We start from the raw sequence: 16,899 nt of genomic DNA, 5'->3' as shown, positions 1-16,899 counted from the left end.
CGCGCCTTATGGTGCCGCCCGGCGTCAGATCAGCAGGAATGCGGTGCGCGGCGAAATGGCTCTCGCCGCGCGATGCTCAGACTTCTTCGATGCGGATTGCGACCGGCTCGCCCTCGACTACGCGGGTCGCGGGCAGCGCGTTGATCGCCGCGTCGATCGCGTCGCGCGTCGTCTTGTGGGTGACAATCAGCACCGGAGCCGAGGTGTCGGCATGGCCGTATTGGCGCATCCGGCTGATCGAGACGCCCGCCTCGCCCAGAACGGTCGCGACTTTCGCCAGCGCGCCGGGTTTGTCCGACAGCTGCAGGCGCAGGTAATAGGGTGCCGCAATCGCGGTCACGGCGGGGGTGGGGGCCTCGAGCTTGTCGGCGGGCTGGCCGAAGACCGGCAGCCGCAACCCGCGCGCGAGGTCCATCACGTCGGCCATAACGGCGCTCGCGGTGGGGCCTTCGCCCGCGCCTGCGCCACGCAGCACGATCTGACCGACCGAGTCGCCTTCCAGCACGGTCATGTTGGTGCCGCCGGTCAGCTGTCCCAGTGGCGAGGTGGCGGGCACGAGGCAGGGCGTCATGCGCTGCTCCAGCCCGCGGCCGGTCATCTGCGCGACGCCCAGCAGCTTGATCTTGTAGCCCATATCGCCCGCGCGGCGGATATCGTCGATCGAGATGCGCCCGATCCCTTCCAGCGTCACGTCGTCGAAGGCGACTTGCGTGCCAAAGGCGATGGCGGCGAGGATGGCAAGCTTGTGGCCCGCGTCGATGCCGCCCACATCGAGGTTCGGATCGGCCTCGAGATAGCCAAGCGCGCGCGCCTCCTCGAACACCGTGTCATAAGGCAGGCCAGCATCTTCCATCCGTGTCAGGATGTAGTTGCAGGTGCCGTTCATCACGCCCATCACGCGGCGGATGCCGTTGCCGGCAAGCCCTTCAGTCAGCGTCTTGATGACCGGGATGCCGCCTGCGACGGCGGCCTCGTAGCGGATCGTGCGGCCGAGGCTTTCGGCGAGTTCCGCCAGCGCCTGACCGTGATGCGCGAGCAGCGCCTTGTTCGCGGTGACCACGTCCTTGCCCGCTTTCAGCGCGGCTTCGGTGGCGTCCTTCGCGGGGCCTTCATGGCCGCCCATCAGTTCGACAAAGACGTCAATATCGTCGCGCTGCGCGAGCGTCACCGCATCGTCTTCCCATGCATAGCTCGACAGGTCCGCATCGCGGTTCTTGGTGCGGTCGCGCGCCGAGACGGCGGTGATTTCGATCGGGCGGCCCGCGCGGGCTTCCAGCAGATCGGCATGGCGCTGCACGATCTTCACCACACCGATGCCCACGGTGCCGAGACCCGCGATGCCAAGACGCAAGGGTGCGGTATCGGAGACGGCGGACATAGGGACCTCATGAGCGAAACTTGGTGGTTTGCGCCCTGTTAGCGGGAAAGCGCAGGCAGGGCAACGCGGCGTGCGGCTTCAACCGCGCCGTGGCGAGATTTTATTGGCTGCGCATCGTGTCTGCGCGGGCGCGCAACGCATCGGCGCGCGCCTCCAGCTCGGGGGCCGGATCGGGGGTGAGAGGTTGATCGGTCAGGATCTCGTCCATCGGCAGCAGCGCCGGATAACCCTCCGTCGACCGCTTGGAACAGGCGGTCAGCGAGGTCAGCAGGGCAAACAGGGCGATCAGGGCAGGGGCGCGCATGGTCTCTCCTCTTGGGACGGGGCCAAACTATTGCGCGCGCGGCCCCATTGCCAGTGCCGATTGCGGCGCAAATCGGGTTTGATATTGAACGTACGTTCAGTTAGCGTCGGTATCATGGCACGCAAGACAGGCTCCCATTCCGAGATTACCGGCCCGAAAATCCGCGCCGAGGCGCAAAGGCTCTTTGCGCGGCACGGGTTTGCGGCCGTCTCCATGCGCCAGATCGCGGGCGCGGTGGGGGTGCAGGCGGGGGCTCTATACCTCTACACGCCCGACAAGGAAGCGCTGCTTTTCGATCTGCTCAAGACCCATATGGACGAGCTGATCGCCGCGTGGCACGCCGAGCCTGCCGGGGGCGACGCCCATGCGCGGCTGGAGCGTTTCGTGCGCTTCCACATCCGCTTCAACCTCGAGCGGGCCGAGGCTGTGTTCCTCAGCTACATGGAACTGCGCAACCTGAGCCCGGAGAATTTCGCGGTGATCGAGGGGCTGCGCAAGACCTACGAGACCGAGCTGGAAGAGATCCTGAAGGCGGGACAGGACGAAGGCGTTTTCCTGATCCCCGACACGAAACTCGCGACGATGGCGATCATCGCGATGCTGACCGGCGTGAATACATGGTTCCGCGAAGGCGGACGCCTGAGCCGCGCCATGGTCGCCGATATCTACTGGGATATGGTGCGCAAGTCCGTGGGCGCCTGAGCCATGTGAAAGGGCGGCCGAAGCCGCCCTGTCTTTATGCGATCAAGCGTTCGAGGCGACTTAACCCAGCGGCAGCTGCTCTCCGATTTGCGGCGGTGCCGGAGCCTTCGGAGGATCGAATTTCAAGCTGTGAATACCGCCGAAGCCTTCCCAACCGCCATTGAAGAACAGATCGCCGCCAACGGTCCAATGTTTGCCCATCAGCCCGCCCGTGCCGAACCAGCCACGGCTGCCATAGCCCATGCCCAACTCGGCCATCGCGTCGTCCTGACCGGCGACACCCGCGAACTTGATCTTGCCCTGCACGGGCCCCGGCCCCATGCCGAGATGCAGCGAAAGTTTCGCCCCGTGGATGTCACCATCCGGATCGAGGTCGTAATTCATCGCCCCGAACACCCCTTCGAGGCCGCTCGCGCCCGGGCCGAAGGTCCAGTTCAGACCCACAAACCCCTTTGTATCATTCGCCACCGCGGCGCTTGCGAGGCAAGCGGTCACCGCGGCAATCGTCATCATGCGTTTCATGGCACACTCCACACTTGGTGTTAACGCTGGCTCCAGCCTCACGCGGAAAATCCCACCACGCAATGATTTGTGTCACTTTTGCGGGATTTCCTCTGCGCTGCGTCAGGCGCGCAACGCAGCCAGCGCCTCGGTCAGATCGAGTGCCCCGTCATAGATCGCGCGCCCCGAGATCGCGCCCGCGATCACGCCGGTGTCGCGCAGGGCGATCAGGTCGGGGAGGGAGGAGACTCCACCGCTCGCGATCACCGGGATCTCGACCGCGCGCGCCAGCGCCTCGGTCGCGGCGATGTTCGGTCCACCCATGGCGCCATCGCGCATGATGTCGGTGTAGATGATCGCGGCGACGCCCGCGTCCTCAAACGATTTCGCCAGATCGGTGACCATCACATCGGTCTCTTCCGCCCAGCCCTTGGTCGCCACTTTGCCGTTGCGCGCGTCGATTCCAACGGCCACCTGGCCGGGGAAGGCTTTCGCCGCCTCGCGCACCAGATCGGGGTTCTCGACTGCGACGGTGCCGAGAATCACCCGTGCAAGCCCTTTATCCAGCCAGCGCTCGATCGTCGCCATGTCGCGGATACCGCCGCCCAGCTGTGCGGGCACCTTGATGCGCGACAGGATCGCCTCGACGGCGGCGGCGTTCACCGGCTCGCCCGCGAAGGCGCCGTTGAGGTCCACCAGATGCACCCATTCGCAGCCCGCCGCCTCGAATTTGGCCGCCTGCGCCGCGGGGTCGTCGCCGAAGACCGTGGCCTTGTCCATCTCGCCATGCAGCAAGCGCACGCATTGGCCATCCTTGAGGTCGATCGCGGGGTAGAGGATCATCGGGGCTCTCCTGATTTGTCGCGTCGCCTCTTGCCACGGGTTCGCGGATTTTCCAAGCCTGACGCGGACGTCACGTCAGTCTTGCCGGGAATCGGTCTTGCATGGCCTGATGCGGCCAGCAGGCAAAAGGGAGGAGATTTGCCATGAAGACATTGATGATCGCCGCGGTGACTTTGGCATTGGGCGCAGGTGCGGCGCTGGCCGACCCGATCGAGGGCACCTGGAAGACGCAGCCCGATGACGGCGCCTATGCCTACGTGGACATCGCACCCTGCGGCTCGAAATTCTGCGGGACCATCGTGCGGACCTTCAAGGGCGGCAGCGAGTACAAGTCGGAGAATCTCGGCAAGCAACTCGTGATCGGAATGGAGCCCCAAGGCGACAACAAGTACAAGGGCAAGGTCTGGCGTCCGTCGAACAACAAGATCTACCTCGGCAAGATTACCGTTCAGGGCAACGCGATGGCGCTGGCGGGTTGCGTGGCCGGCGGCCTCTTCTGCAAATCGCAGGACTGGCAGCGCGTGAAGTGATTTTTCTCCCCGGCCTTGCGCGGATGCGGCGGGCCGGGATTTTTCGCCGGAGTTACTCCGTGATCAGATCGGCATAGGCGAAGCCGTCGCGCATAACGGTTTCGCCCACCCGCACCGGGATCGGCGCGTCGAAGATCGGACCCGCGCTGACGGCGGTGTGAAACTCACCATTCTCGCCGCAGGGATCGACGCCTTCGGGCAGATCGGCCAGCAGGCTTTCATCGAAACGCCGCCCCGCGAAGCTGGGGTCGAGCTTGCTCGGGTCCACCGTCACCAGATGCGTGACGAACCCCGCCGCGATCATCTCACGCGCCAGCTGATCCGTAGGGCGCTGCCAGAGCGGAAACAGCGCCTCGACGCCGAGCGGCTTCAGCTTCGCGATCCGGTAATCGCGCACGTCTTCGAGGAAAAGATCGCCGAAGACCATCGTCTCGACGCCTAGCGCCTTCACCTGATCCATGGCAGAGGCCATCCGCGCCTCGTAATCCTCGTTCGAGCAGGGCCAGGGCAGCGGCACCTCGATCAGCGGCAGATCCGTGGCCTTCGCCTGACGGCGCAGCAACTCATTGCGGGTGCCGTGCATCGCGACCCGGTCGAAAGCCTCGTTGGTCGTGGACAGCAGCGCCACGACATCCGCGTGGCCTTCGGTCCGGCAAGCATGCAGCGCCATCGCGCAATCCTTGCCCGACGACCACGACAGAACCGCCTTGGGGGCCATCAGGGCTTCCAGCCGAGGAAATTCGCAATCAGCCGCAACCCGGTCGCCTGCGACTTCTCGGGGTGGAATTGGGTGCCCACGATATTGTCCCGGCCCACGATCGCGGTGATCTCCGCACCATATTCGGCATAGGCCAGACGGTGCTCAGGCTCGGCTACGTTGAAGTGGTAGCTATGCACGAAATAGGCGTGATCGCCGGTGTTGATGCCGCTCAGAACCGGGTGATTGTAGCCGACCACCAGATCGTTCCAGCCCATATGCGGGACTTTCATCGACGGATCGGAGGGTTCGATCTTCACCACTTCGCCGGGGATCCAGCCGAAGCCCTCGGTCTCGCGGAATTCCAACCCGCGCGTCGCGAGCATCTGCATGCCGATGCAGATCCCGAGGAAGGGGCGGCCCTTCACGGTCACCGCCTCCTCGATCGCCTGTGCCAGCCCCTCGAAGCGATAGAGCGCCGCGCTGCAGGACGGAAACGCCCCGTCGCCCGGCAGCACGATCCGGTCGGCGCGCGCGACGACGTCGGGCTCCGAGGTCACGACGATCGTGCCGTGACCCGTCTCGTTCGCCATGCGCTGAAACGCCTTCTCTGCCGAGTGAAGGTTGCCCGAATCGTAATCGACCAGTGCCGTGAGCATCAAAGCGCCCCTTTGGTCGAGGGCAGCACGCCGCCCATGCGCGGATCGGGCTCGACCGCCATGCGCAGGGCGCGGGCGACCGATTTGAACGCGGCTTCGGCGATGTGGTGGCTGTTGAAGCCATGCAGGCGGTCGATATGCAGCGTGATCCCGCCATGGGTGGCGAGGGCCTGGAAGAACTCGCGCACCAGCTCGGTGTCGAACGTGCCGATCTTCGGGGAGGGCATGTCGCAATTCCACACGAAGAACGGCCGCGCGGACAGATCCAGCGCGCAGGAGACCTGCGTGTCGTCCATCGCCAGTGCGAAATGGCCGTAGCGGCGGATGCCGCGCTTGTCGCCAAGCGCCTGCACCAAGGCCTGACCCAGCGCGATCCCGGTATCCTCGACCGTGTGGTGATCGTCGATATGCAGATCGCCCTTCGCCCGCACGGTCATGTCGATCAGCGAGTGCCGCGCGAGTTGGTCGAGCATGTGGTCGAAGAAGCCCACACCCGTTTTGTTGTCATACTGACCGGTGCCATCGAGATCGATCTCGACGCTGATCTCGGTCTCGGCGGTGTTGCGGCTGATCGTGGCCTTGCGCATTGGGCGCCTCCTTGAAACTCATTGCCTTATAGGCCGGGGCAGGGGGCGCGCTCAAGCAGGCTGCTGTCGATTGCAGGATCGGTGCGGCGGAAAAACAAAAGCCTCCCCGAAGGGAGGCTTTTTGTATTGGAGCGGGCGAGGCGATTCGAACGCCCGACCCTAACCTTGGCAAGGTTATGCTCTACCCCTGAGCTACGCCCGCATCCTTGGGTATTTGACCGAACTGGAGCGGGCGAGGCGATTCGAACGCCCGACCCTAACCTTGGCAAGGTTATGCTCTACCCCTGAGCTACGCCCGCGCCGGTTCGGTGGAGGCGGATTTAGGGGATAGCGGCGTAGGCTGCAAGAGGAAATTTTGCGCGAAGGGGAAAATTTCTGCCTGACGTTTCGGCAGGCGGCAGTGAGGTGCGTTGGAAGCGCCTCGCGAGGTAAGAGGACCGCAAGCCGGCGGGCTTGGTGTATCCCAAGCGAGGGGGCTCTGCCCCCACTGGCTGCGCCAGCCCCCCGGGATATTTGAGCCAAGCCGAAAACGAAAAATGCCCGACTCGATCCGCAGAAGGGCGGGCGAGCCGGGCCGTTTCGTCTTGGGCGGTCATCGGCGTCCCCGCCTGTTCCGCGATTCCTTGTTAATGCAGCTGTCGTTAAGACTGCGTTGCGCGCCTTCGGCTTGGCGGAAATATCCCGGGGGGCGCGCGGAACGCGAGCGGGGGCAGAGCCCCCTCCATGCATCAGGTCAGTTCAGCGCCCGCCAGCCGATATCGCGGCGGCAGAAGCCTTCGGGCCAGTCGATCGCATCGACCATCGCGTAGGCGCGGTCGCGCGCTTCCTGCAGGTTCGCGCCGCGGGCTGTCACGTTGAGAACCCGGCCGCCGCTCGCGACGATCTTGCCGTCTTTCTCGGAGGTGCCAGCGTGGAAGACCATGTGCGAGCCGTCCTCGGGCAGCGCGTCGAGGCCGCCGATCACCGAGCCTTTCTCATAGGCGCCGGGATAGCCCTGTGCCGCCATAACCACCGTCATCGCATGATCGGGCGCCCATTGCGCCTGCACTTCGTTCAGCCGCCCTTCCGCGCAGGCCAGCAGCAGGTCGAGCGCCTGCGCGCCGAGCCGCAGCATCAGCACCTGACATTCGGGATCTCCGAAGCGTACGTTGTATTCCACGAGACGCGGCTGGCCGTTCTCGATCATCAGACCGGCATAAAGGACGCCCTGAAAAGGGGTGCCGCGCTTGGCCATCTCGGCGACGGTGGGGCGGACGATCTCGTCCATCGCCTTCGCCTCGATCTCGGGGCTCAGGATCGGGGCGGGGGAATAGGCGCCCATACCGCCGGTATTCGGGCCGGTATCGCCTTCGCCGACACGTTTGTGATCCTGCGCGCCGCCGACGGCCAGCACGTTCTCGCCGTCACAAAGCACGAAGAGAGAGGCTTCCTCGCCCTCCATGAATTCCTCGATCACGACTTCCGCGCCCGCGCTTCCAAAGGCGCCGCCGAAAATCTCGTCGATGCCGTTGAAGGCCTCATCGAGCGTCATCGCGACGATCACGCCCTTGCCGGCGGCCAGACCGTCTGCCTTGACCACGATCGGGGCGCCCTGTTCGCGGACATAGCCCTTCGCACCTTCCGCGCTGGTGAAGCGGGCATAGGCTGCGGTGGGCGCGTTGCAGGCGTCGCAAATCTCTTTGGTGAACGCTTTCGAGGCTTCCAGCTTCGCGGCTTCTGCCGAGGGGCCGAAGGTCAGGATGTTCTGCGCGCGCAGCGCATCGGCCACACCTGCGGCGAGCGGAGCTTCCGGCCCGATCACCACGAAATCGACCGCATTGGCCTCGCAGAGTTCCAGCACAGCCGCCGCATCGTTCGGATCAATCGCTGCGCAATCGGCGATCTGCGCGATCCCGGCATTGCCCGGGGCCACGATCAGCCGGTCGCATTTCGGATTTTGCTTGATCGCCCAAGCAAGTGCATGTTCGCGCCCGCCGCCGCCCAGAACCAGAATGTTCATCGCTCGCCCCCTTGGCCTTCGCTTTGCTGCCTTCTAAGCTGCGCGAAACCCCGAGGCAAGGCGCCCCGGACCAACGCGAAACAAGGCGGGCAGATGGACCTTCTCGACGACGAAAACGGCTCGAACGCGCATGACTACACGGTCTCCGAGATCTCGGGGGCGGTGAAGCGGGTGATCGAGGGGGAATTCGGCCGCGTCCGGGTGCGCGGCGAAGTAGGCCGTGTCTCGACGCCGCGCTCGGGCCATATGTATTTCGACCTAAAGGACGACCGCTCGGTGATCGCTGCCGTCAGTTGGAAGGGGCAGGTGGCGAAAATGCAGGTCCGCCCAGAGGAGGGCATGGAGGTCATCGCCACGGGCCGGATGACGACCTTCGCGGGCCAATCCAAATACCAGTTGATCGTCGACAATGTCGAGCCGGCGGGCGCAGGCGCGCTGATGGCGATGCTGGAGGCGCGACGCAAGGCGCTGGCCGCCGAGGGGCTGTTCGATGCGGGCCGCAAGAAGCCCATTCCGTGGCTGCCGCGGGTGATCGGGGTGGTGACCTCGCCCTCGGGGGCGGTGATCCGCGACATCCTGCACCGCCTCGCTGACCGCTTCCCGCGCCATGTGCTGATCTGGCCGGTGGCGGTTCAGGGGCAGGCTTGCGCTCCGGAAGTGGCGCGCGCGGTGCGGGGCTTCAACGCGCTGGCGCCGGGCGGGAAAATCCCGCGCCCCGATCTGATCATCGTCGCGCGCGGCGGCGGCTCGATCGAAGACCTCTGGGGCTTCAACGAAGAGGCCGTGGTCCGCGCCGTGGCCGAAAGCGACATCCCGGTGATTTCGGCGGTGGGCCACGAGACCGATACGACGCTTGTGGATCACGCCGCCGACCGGCGCGCGCCCACGCCCACCGCCGCAGCTGAGATGGCGGTGCCGGTGCGCGCCGAACTGGCCGCGTGGCTGTCGGAGGCGCAGACGCGGATGATGCGGGCGGCGCGTGGGCGGCTCGATCAGCGGGGCCAGCGACTGCGCGATCTGGCCCGTGGTCTGGGCCGTCCCGAGGCGCTGACGCAACCGGCGAGGCAAAGCTTCGATCTCTGGGCCGAGCGGCTGGGGCCTGCGCTGCGCACGCTGGTTCTGCGCAAGAATACCCGTTTCGCGCCGCTGGCTGCGCAAATCTCGCCGAACCTGCTTCGGCGCTTCATCCGGGATCGGTCGCGGGAGATCGACGGACTGTCGGCGCGGCTCGCTCCGGCACCTGCGGCGCGGATGCGGCGCGCGAAGCAAGATCAGACGCAGCTTGCGCGGCGGTTGGATGCGGCGCGGGTGCGGATGATCGGCGATGCGCAAAGGCGCAACCGCGAAGGGGCGGAGCGGCTGACGGGACTGGAAACCCGGCTGGAGCGCTGCCTGCCCGCACGGATCGAAGCGCAGCGCGAACGGCTCGAGCGGCTCGACCGGATGCGCCAGACGCTGGGCTATCGAGAGACGCTCAAGCGTGGTTATGCGGTGGTGCGCGGGCCCGACGGCGTGGTGACGTCGCAGGTGGTGGCGGAGAAACAGTCCGGTCTCGAGATCGAGTTCGCCGATGGCAAGCTCGCGGTCATTCCGGGCGGTGGCGGCAGTGCGACGCCGCCGAAGCCGAAGAAGAAAAAGCCCGATCCGGGACCGTCTCAGGGTAGCCTGTTCTGAAACCTATACGCCGACGTCCGGCCCCTGACAGATCAGCGGGTCGTGGCTTTCCGACAGGCTCACCAGTGGTTCCTGCGAGGGATCTCCCTTGAACTGCGCGACCAGCCCTTTCGCCGTGTCATAGAAGGTCCAGCATTGCAGCGGCGCGTATTCGCCGTAATCGAAGCAGATATACTGCCCGTCCTGATACCAGTCACCTTCCTTGCATTCGCTTTCGGTGAAGGCCCAGATCACCTTGTGGCCGGGCTTGTATTGCTCGGACCCGTAGGGCTGGCCGAAGATCGAATAGGTGATGGTGCGCCCGACGGTGCGCTGATCGAACTGCTCTGCATTGAGAGGCGGACCGAGCGGGTCGGCCGCAGCTGACAGGTTCGGCGCGAGGGCCAGCATCAGGATCAGTATCGGCCGCATCGAGGGAGGCTCCGGCTGTTGCATTGACCCAACCTGCCAGATCGCGGCCCGCTTGCCTAGCGCGCGCTCGCCCCTTCGGCGCCGCGTGGCTCGTCCTGCTGCAGCGCCTTCACGCGCTTGTCCATGACGCGGCGCCAGAGCGGCGGGAACAGCGCCAGCGCCGCCATCGCGGGTAGGCTGCGCGGCAGGACGGGCCGTTGCGGCTCGGTCAGATCGCCAAGCCGAAGGGCGGGATATTCCCGCGCCGGATGCGCATGGTGATCCGAGTGGCGCGGCGCGTTGAGCATCCACAGCGAGGTGATCGGCGCGGGCGCGTCCCAGCTGTGATGCGCATCGACCGGATCGAAGCTGCCATCGCCCCGCCGCCGCCGCGACAACCCGTAATGCTGGACGTAATCGGCGAGCAGGATCTGCAGCTGCGCATAGGCGCAGAGCAGGATATAGGCCACCACGCCCTCGGCCCCGAAGAGCATCCCGAACAGCACCGCGAACCACAGCCCGCCCAGCAGATAGGACGGGTAGGGACCGAGCCGCGCGATCCTCGCCTTGATCCGCGCGCTCAGCGGCGCTTTCGGGTCGATCGCGGGCAGGCGGGCGAAGCGGTTGCGCTCCATCTCGTAGCCGCCGACGAAGCTGCCAATCCAGGCCCGCGGCGCAAAGGACCAGAACCCCTCGCCAAGCTGCGCGGAGTTCGGATCGTCCGGCGTCGCGACGAAACGGTGATGGACCAGCCGATGCGCCGAAGTGTGATGGCCGAAGAGCAACGAGATATAGACCCATTTGCCCAGCAGAAACAGCCGATTGTCCGGCCGGTGGATTAGCTCGTGCGCGTTGGAATTCGACACCTGTCCGAAGAACAGCCCGAAGGCCAGCCAGACCGCGATCCAGCTCGGGCCCTCCAGCATCGTATGCCCTGACATCGCCGCCACGCCGAGCACGAGCAGCACGAAATGCACCACCGCCAGCGTCGTCGACAGCGCATCCGCCGCCGGGAATTCCGAGCCTTCCGGCGCATCGGGAGAGGGATGCTTCAGCGCCTCGTCGAGGATGAACATGCACAGCCCGATCCAGACCAGCGCCGTCCAGGCCGCGAGCCCGCCGAAGACGCCCGCCACCAGCAAAAGCGGCACCGGCAGAAGCGTCACGACCGCGAAGCTGTCGACGCCCGGGATCTCGCGCGAGAGCCGCAGCAAATTTGCAAACGCACCGCGAAGGCGGCGCTTGCGCGTCGGGTCATTGCCTTGGGTCACGTGCTGCGGGTCCGGTTCGCTCGACATGGGAAGTTCCATCGTTTTGCGCCATTCTTTCGGCGATTTCGACCATTTTGTGACTCAGCTTGCGGGGGCGGGGCTTTTCTGCGCCAGATGTGGCGATGATGTCCGCAGCTCCGATCAGCCTCGTTATCGCCGCCGTCTTCGCGGCGATCTACCTCGTACGCCATGCGGGGGCGGGGGAAAGCAGCGCGAAAACCCTCGTGAAGACCGCCTCCGTCGTAGCGCTGATCCCGATGGCGGCGGCCCTGGGCGCGCCGCTTGCGATCCTCGCGGGGCTCGCCCTTGGTGCAGCGGGCGACTTCGCCCTGTCGCGCTCTGGCCAGCGCGCCTTCCTGATCGGCATGGCAGCCTTTGCGGCGGGGCATCTGGCCTATCTGATCGGCTTTCTCGAGATGGGCGCGCGGCCCTCGGAATGGACCATCCCTCTCGTCGCCCTGGGGCTCTCGGCGGAGTTCTGGCTGCTGCCGCGGACGGGCGGGCTGTGCTGGCCGGTGCGGGCCTACATCTGGATCATCGTCGCGATGGCGGCGGTGGCGATGGGCCTGCCCGCGGGCTATCTGCTGGTGATCCTGGGTAGCCTCGCCTTCGTGCTTTCCGACCTGATCCTCGCGCTGGAGATGTTCGTGCTGCACGACGCCGGACGTAAGCGGATCGCGGCGCGGGCGCTCTGGGTGCTCTACTGGGGCGGTCAGGCGCTGATCGGCTGGGGCGCGGGATCGGGTTTCGCCGGGGGATAAGCCTTCCATCCGGGACTGCGATGAACTAGGTGGAGCGTAAGGAAAGGCCTGATCCATGTCGTTTTTCAAAAAGCTCAAATCGCGTCTGACGCGTTCTTCCTCAAAGCTCGAGCAGGGGCTCGAGGATATTGTCGCCGAGAATGCCTCCAGTGAAGACGAGGTCGCGGAGACGCCGGAACCTTCGGCGCCCGCGACGCCCGCAGAGACCTCCCCCGAGGCCGCGCCGCGGAGCCGTGCCGAACCGGGGCCGGAGCCCGAACCCGAACCCGAGCCCCGGCATGATGAGACGATCAACCTCCCCGATCCCACGCCGCCCGCACCCGGCTACGTGCCCGCGCCGGTGACCGAACCGGTCGAAGAGGAACACGCGCAGATCGCAAAGGCACCGCTCGACGTCGAGCCCGCGCCCGAGCGTCCCAGCTCCGAGCCGAAGAAGCCCGGCCTTCTAGGCCGCATCTTCGGCGGCGGAGAGGCGAAACCCGCCGAGCCGCGCCGTGTCCTCGATGACGAGATGCTGGAAAGCCTCGAAGAGCTGCTCATCGCCTCAGACATGGGCGTCGACACCGCGCTGCGCGTCTCGGCAAACCTTGCCGAGGGGCGGATGGGTCGCAAGCTCTCGGTTTCCGAGATCAAGGGGCTTCTGGCCCAAGAGGTCGCCCGGATCATGGAGCCGGTCGCGAAACCTCTGCCGCTTTACCCCAAGAAGCCGCAGGTCGTGCTGGTGGTGGGCGTCAACGGGTCGGGCAAGACCACGACGATCGGCAAGCTCGCCTCGCAATTCCGCGCAGCCGGCAAGCAGGTCGTTATCGCGGCGGGCGACACGTTCCGCGCAGCCGCCGTCGAACAGCTTCAGGTCTGGGGCGATCGCGCCGGCGTGCCGGTCCTGACCGCGCCCGAAGGTTCCGACCCGGCTTCGCTTGCCTATGACGCGATGAAGAAGGCCGAGGCCGAGGGGGCGGACCTTCTGATGATCGACACGGCTGGCCGGTTGCAGAACCGCGCCGATCTGATGGAGGAGCTGGCGAAAATCGTCCGCGTGATCCGCAAGGTCGACGAGACCGCGCCGCATAACACGCTTCTCGTGCTCGATGCGACGACGGGGCAGAACGCGCTGCAGCAGGTCGATGTCTTCCGCAAGATCTCGAACGTGTCGGGGCTGGTGATGACCAAGCTCGACGGCACTGCGAAAGGCGGCGTGCTGGTCGCGCTGGCCGACAAGTTCGGCCTGCCGATCCACGCGATCGGGGTGGGAGAGCAGCTCGACGATCTGGCGCCCTTCGATCCGGAAGAGTTCGCGCAGGCCCTCGTGGGCCTCGAATACTGAACCCGCGATTGGGGGCGCCGCCCCCCGCGCTTGCGCGCGCCCCCCGGGATATTTGTGCAAGCCCGAAGAGAGCCCTGCGCCTTTCCTCTTCCCCTTGGTCGAAATATCCCGGGGGTGAATGGCCCTGAGGCCAGAGGGGGCAGCGCCCCCTAGCGCCCGAGATCACGAAGGACTTCCCCTTGAGCGACTGGATCATCTCTGTCTCGGGCACCGAGACCGGCAAGCACCTCGCGCTGGGCCTCGCGCTGCTCGCGGCCTTTCTGCACGCGCTGTTCGGGGCGTTGCAGAAGGGGCGGCACGACCCGTGGCTCAGCCGCGCCGCGATCGATGCGAGCTACGGGATCATCGCGGCCCCTTTCGCGCTCTTCGTGGTGCCGTGGCCCGAGCCCTACATGTGGCCGATCTTCGTGGGCGTGTTCTTCATCCATGTCGGCTACAAGCTGCTGCAGGCGGCCTGCTACCAGCGTGGGGCCTATACGGTGGTCTACCCGGTCGTGCGTGGTACCGGGCCGCTTTTCGCGGTGATCGGGGCGGGGATTATCTTCGGAGAGCATTTCACGATCGGCCAATGGGCCGGGGTGGCCACGCTTCTTGCCGGGATCTACGGTCTTGCGATCTACAACCTGCGCAATGTGACGGTCGATCGAGAGACGATGGTGCCGGCGCTGATGCTCGCCGTGGCGACCGGTGCCTTCGTCGCGCTCTACACCACCTATGACGCCTATGGCATCCGGGCGACCGCCGATCCCTTCACCTTCCTGGCGTGGTTCTTCTTCATCGACGGCTGGTTCATGCCGATCTTCACCGCGCGGCGCTGGACGAAGCTGCCGAGTTCGGAAATGGTGCCGCTCATCAAGAGGGGTGTTATCGGCGCGATTGTTGCTTATTTCTCCTTTGGCTCGATCATGTTGGCGACACGGCTCGACAAGGTGGGCGAGGCGGCGGTGCTGCGCGAGACCTCGACGGTCTTCGCAGCCCTCATCGGCTGGCTCGTGCTGGGCGAGAAAGTTGGGCCGCGGCGTACGGCCCTGATGGCGCTGATCGCGGCGGGGGCCGTGATCGTTGAGATAGCAGGCAGGTAAAGGCAGATGGCAGAGAAAAAGATTTCCCCGTGGGTGAAAGCGGCGCTCGACTGGGGGCCGCTCATCGTCTTCTTCGTCGCCTTCAACCGGCTCAAGGACGGCACCTACACGATCCTCGGCACCGACTATTCGGGCTTCGTCGTGGCCACCGCGCTGTTCATCCCGCTGATCGCCGCCTCGACGCTGATCCTGTGGGCCTTGACGCGCAAGATCTCGGCGATGCAGATCGCGACGCTGGTTCTGGTGCTGATTTTCGGCGGGCTATCGGTCTGGCTGAACGATCCGACCTTCTTCAAGATGAAGCCGACCATCATCTACCTGCTCTTCGCGGGTATTCTCGGGGCGGGGCTGATCCGCGGCAAGGCGTGGTTGCAGCTGGTGATGAACGAGGCGATCCCGATGGCGCATGAGGGCTGGATGATCCTGACCAAGCGCTTCGTGGGGCTGTTCCTCGCGCTCGCGGTGGCCAACGAGATCGTCTGGCGCACGATGTCGGACGAGATCTGGGTCGATTTCAAGACTTTCGGCCTGCCGATCATCCTGATCGTCTTCATCATGTCGCAGACCAAGCTTTTCGAGCGCCACGGCATCGAAAAGGAAGAGGGGGACGAGGCGGAGAAGTAACTCCGACCTGTCCGCGCCCGCCGCGATCCGTTACACCTGTCGCGACTGTCAAAGCCGGAGCCTCTCATGAAAATCGCCACCTTCAACATCAACGGCATCAAGGCGCGCCATCAGGCGCTGGTCGATTGGCTGAAGGAGGCCGAGCCGGACGTGGTCCTGCTGCAGGAGATCAAGTCGGTCGACGAGGGCTTCCCCTGCGAGCTGTTCGAGGACCTCGGCTACGCGGTCGAGACACATGGGCAGAAAGGTTTCAACGGCGTTGCGATCCTGTCGAAACTGCCGCTGGAGGATGTGACGCGGGGGCTGCCCGGCGATGAGGGTGACGAGCAGGCGCGCTGGATCGAGGCGACCGTCGTCGGCGAGAAGGGCGCGGTGCGGCTCTGTGGCCTCTATCTGCCCAACGGCAACCCGGTGGAACTCGACGATGCGGGGCGACCTGTCGCGGGCGGCAAATACGCCTACAAGCTCGCGTGGATGGAGCGGATGCAGGCGCGGGCCGAGGCGCTGCTGGCGCTGGAAGAACCCTTCGTGATGGCGGGCGATTACAACATCATCCCGCAGGACGAGGATGCCGCGAAGCCCGAAGCGTGGCGCGGCGATGCGCTGGCGCTTCCGCAAAGCCGCGAGGCGTTCCGCCGTATCCTCAATCTTGGCTTCACCGAGGCCTTCCGTGCCCGGGTGCAGGGGCCGGGGCACTACTCGTTCTGGGACTATCAGGCCGGCGCCTGGCAGAAGAACAATGGCATCCGGATCGACCATCTGCTGCTGTCCCCGCAGGCGGCGGACCTGTTGCGCGATGTCGGCATCGACAAGGAAATCCGCGGCCGCGACAAGCCCTCTGATCACGTTCCGGTCTGGATCACGCTCGACGTCTGATCGCGATTGCCGCAACGTCATTTCCTCGGCCTCGCCGCGACTGTGCATAGTGGCGGCGAAAGAGAGGAGACCCCAGATGCAAGACCAGATCAGCCGGCACCCGGTGCCGCAACTCGCCGACATGCCAGAGGATATCCGCACGCGGATCGAGGCGGTTCACGAGAAGGCCGGGTTCATCCCGAACATCTTCCTCGCCTTGGCGCATCGCCCCGACGAGTTCCGCGCCTTCTTCGCCTATCACGACGCGCTGATGGAGCGGCCTGGCAACCTGACGATCGCCGAGCGCGAGATGATCGTCGTGGCGACTTCGGCGGCAAATGAGTGCCAGTATTGCGTGATTGCACATGGGGCGATCCTGCGCATCCGCGCCAAGAACCCGCTGATCGCCGATCAGGTCGCGGTGAATTACCGCAAGTCCGACATCACGCCACGCCAGCGGGCGATGCTCGACTTCGCGATGAAGGTTAGCCTGCGGGCGCAGGAGGTCGAGGAGGCTGACTACGAAGCGCTGCGCGCCCATGGTTTCACCGATGACGATATCTGGGATATCGGCGGGATAACGGCGTTCTTCGGCCTGTCGAACCGGCTGGTGAACATGGCTTCGATCCCGCCGAACCCCGAGTTCTATGCGATGGGGCGCTGAGCGCCTCTGGTCTTCGCCCATCCGCGCGGTCTAGGGTCTGGCAAGATCAGACAG

19 protein-coding genes and 2 tRNA genes are annotated in these 16,899 nt (G+C 65.6%); 9 read left to right on the top strand and 12 right to left on the bottom strand.

Features of this window, described 5'->3' with window-relative positions; translation table 11 throughout:
- Positions 1-76: 76 nt before the first annotated feature.
- Together B6V75_RS06240 and B6V75_RS06235 are read right to left on the bottom strand one after the other, a co-directional pair.
- Positions 77-1,378, bottom strand: coding sequence for a homoserine dehydrogenase (locus B6V75_RS06240; protein ID WP_088719057.1), 1,302 nt, complete (start codon positions 1,376-1,378; stop codon positions 77-79).
- Between the two features lie 100 nt (positions 1,379-1,478).
- On the bottom strand, positions 1,479-1,682 hold the full coding sequence (locus B6V75_RS06235) for a hypothetical protein (protein WP_088719056.1): 204 nt from the start codon (positions 1,680-1,682) through the stop codon (positions 1,479-1,481).
- A 114-nt stretch (positions 1,683-1,796) separates the two neighbouring features.
- Between B6V75_RS06235 and B6V75_RS06230 the strand changes: the two genes are divergently transcribed.
- Positions 1,797-2,384, top strand: a complete 588-nt coding sequence (locus tag B6V75_RS06230; RefSeq protein WP_088719055.1) for a TetR/AcrR family transcriptional regulator — start codon at positions 1,797-1,799, stop codon at positions 2,382-2,384.
- A gap of 60 nt (positions 2,385-2,444) precedes the next feature.
- Here the strand turns inward: B6V75_RS06230 and B6V75_RS06225 are convergent, their stop codons facing one another.
- Together B6V75_RS06225 and hisA are read right to left on the bottom strand one after the other, a co-directional pair.
- Complete coding sequence (locus B6V75_RS06225) at positions 2,445-2,906, bottom strand: hypothetical protein (protein WP_088719054.1); 462 nt, start codon at positions 2,904-2,906, stop codon at positions 2,445-2,447.
- Between the two features lie 102 nt (positions 2,907-3,008).
- Positions 3,009-3,728, bottom strand: a complete 720-nt coding sequence (hisA, locus tag B6V75_RS06220; protein WP_075776131.1) for a 1-(5-phosphoribosyl)-5-[(5-phosphoribosylamino)methylideneamino]imidazole-4-carboxamide isomerase — start codon at positions 3,726-3,728, stop codon at positions 3,009-3,011.
- 143 nt (positions 3,729-3,871) lie between these two features.
- On the opposite strand from hisA, the gene B6V75_RS06215 reads away from it, so the two are divergent.
- Positions 3,872-4,258 carry a DUF2147 domain-containing protein gene (locus B6V75_RS06215; protein ID WP_088719053.1) on the top strand — a complete coding sequence of 129 codons (387 nt, stop codon included), beginning with the start codon at positions 3,872-3,874 and terminating at the stop codon, positions 4,256-4,258.
- A 52-nt stretch (positions 4,259-4,310) separates the two neighbouring features.
- Here the strand turns inward: B6V75_RS06215 and B6V75_RS06210 are convergent, their stop codons facing one another.
- From B6V75_RS06210 to purD, 6 genes are all read right to left on the bottom strand, one after another.
- Positions 4,311-4,976 carry an adenine nucleotide alpha hydrolase gene (locus B6V75_RS06210; RefSeq protein ID WP_240496910.1) on the bottom strand — a complete coding sequence of 222 codons (666 nt, stop codon included), beginning with the start codon at positions 4,974-4,976 and terminating at the stop codon, positions 4,311-4,313.
- Positions 4,976-5,614: an imidazole glycerol phosphate synthase subunit HisH gene (gene hisH / locus B6V75_RS06205; RefSeq protein WP_075776128.1), complete on the bottom strand. Its 639-nt coding sequence runs from the start codon at positions 5,612-5,614 to the stop codon at positions 4,976-4,978. Before hisH ends, B6V75_RS06210 begins: the two co-directional genes overlap by 1 nt.
- Entirely contained in the window at positions 5,614-6,201 is a 588-nt protein-coding gene (gene hisB, locus B6V75_RS06200) for an imidazoleglycerol-phosphate dehydratase HisB (RefSeq protein ID WP_088719051.1), read from the bottom strand. The genes hisH and hisB overlap by 1 nt, the downstream gene beginning before the upstream one ends.
- Positions 6,202-6,328: 127 nt before the next feature.
- Positions 6,329-6,403, bottom strand: a tRNA-Gly gene (locus B6V75_RS06195).
- A 22-nt stretch (positions 6,404-6,425) separates the two neighbouring features.
- Positions 6,426-6,500, bottom strand: a tRNA-Gly gene (locus tag B6V75_RS06190).
- 434 nt (positions 6,501-6,934) lie between these two features.
- Positions 6,935-8,200, bottom strand: coding sequence for a phosphoribosylamine--glycine ligase (gene purD / locus B6V75_RS06185; protein ID WP_088719050.1), 1,266 nt, complete (start codon positions 8,198-8,200; stop codon positions 6,935-6,937).
- A 93-nt stretch (positions 8,201-8,293) separates the two neighbouring features.
- On the opposite strand from purD, the gene xseA reads away from it, so the two are divergent.
- Positions 8,294-9,874 (top strand): exodeoxyribonuclease VII large subunit, encoded by a 1,581-nt coding sequence (xseA, locus tag B6V75_RS06180; RefSeq protein WP_088719049.1) that lies wholly within the window; start codon positions 8,294-8,296, stop codon positions 9,872-9,874.
- A gap of 3 nt (positions 9,875-9,877) precedes the next feature.
- On the opposite strand, the gene B6V75_RS06175 is transcribed toward xseA, so the two are convergent.
- A complete protein-coding gene (locus tag B6V75_RS06175; RefSeq protein WP_088719048.1) occupies positions 9,878-10,285 on the bottom strand; it encodes a hypothetical protein in 408 nt (135 codons plus the stop codon).
- 56 nt (positions 10,286-10,341) lie between these two features.
- Positions 10,342-11,562, bottom strand: a complete 1,221-nt coding sequence (locus B6V75_RS06170; protein WP_088719047.1) for an alkane 1-monooxygenase — start codon at positions 11,560-11,562, stop codon at positions 10,342-10,344.
- Between the two features lie 95 nt (positions 11,563-11,657).
- Between B6V75_RS06170 and B6V75_RS06165 the strand changes: the two genes are divergently transcribed.
- From B6V75_RS06165 to B6V75_RS06140, 6 genes are all read left to right on the top strand, one after another.
- Positions 11,658-12,296, top strand: coding sequence for a lysoplasmalogenase (locus B6V75_RS06165; protein ID WP_088719046.1), 639 nt, complete (start codon positions 11,658-11,660; stop codon positions 12,294-12,296).
- A 55-nt stretch (positions 12,297-12,351) separates the two neighbouring features.
- On the top strand, positions 12,352-13,620 hold the full coding sequence (ftsY, locus tag B6V75_RS06160; RefSeq protein WP_088719045.1) for a signal recognition particle-docking protein FtsY: 1,269 nt from the start codon (positions 12,352-12,354) through the stop codon (positions 13,618-13,620).
- Between the two features lie 179 nt (positions 13,621-13,799).
- A complete protein-coding gene (locus tag B6V75_RS06155; protein ID WP_075776122.1) occupies positions 13,800-14,702 on the top strand; it encodes an EamA family transporter in 903 nt (300 codons plus the stop codon).
- Between the two features lie 6 nt (positions 14,703-14,708).
- Positions 14,709-15,326 carry an inner membrane-spanning protein YciB gene (locus B6V75_RS06150; RefSeq protein WP_088719044.1) on the top strand — a complete coding sequence of 206 codons (618 nt, stop codon included), beginning with the start codon at positions 14,709-14,711 and terminating at the stop codon, positions 15,324-15,326.
- Positions 15,327-15,392: 66 nt separating this feature from the next.
- Entirely contained in the window at positions 15,393-16,202 is an 810-nt protein-coding gene (xth, locus tag B6V75_RS06145) for an exodeoxyribonuclease III (protein WP_088719043.1), read from the top strand.
- Positions 16,203-16,278: 76 nt separating this feature from the next.
- On the top strand, positions 16,279-16,845 hold the full coding sequence (locus B6V75_RS06140; RefSeq protein ID WP_075776119.1) for a peroxidase-related enzyme: 567 nt from the start codon (positions 16,279-16,281) through the stop codon (positions 16,843-16,845).
- Positions 16,846-16,899: the final 54 nt, after the last annotated feature.

The organism is Thioclava sp. F1Mire-8 (genome assembly GCF_002213165.1).
GTDB lineage: Bacteria > Pseudomonadota > Alphaproteobacteria > Rhodobacterales > Rhodobacteraceae > Thioclava > Thioclava nitratireducens.
Note: the sequence above shows the minus strand (reverse complement) of the source record. Positions and strands in the feature narration are given on the sequence as shown.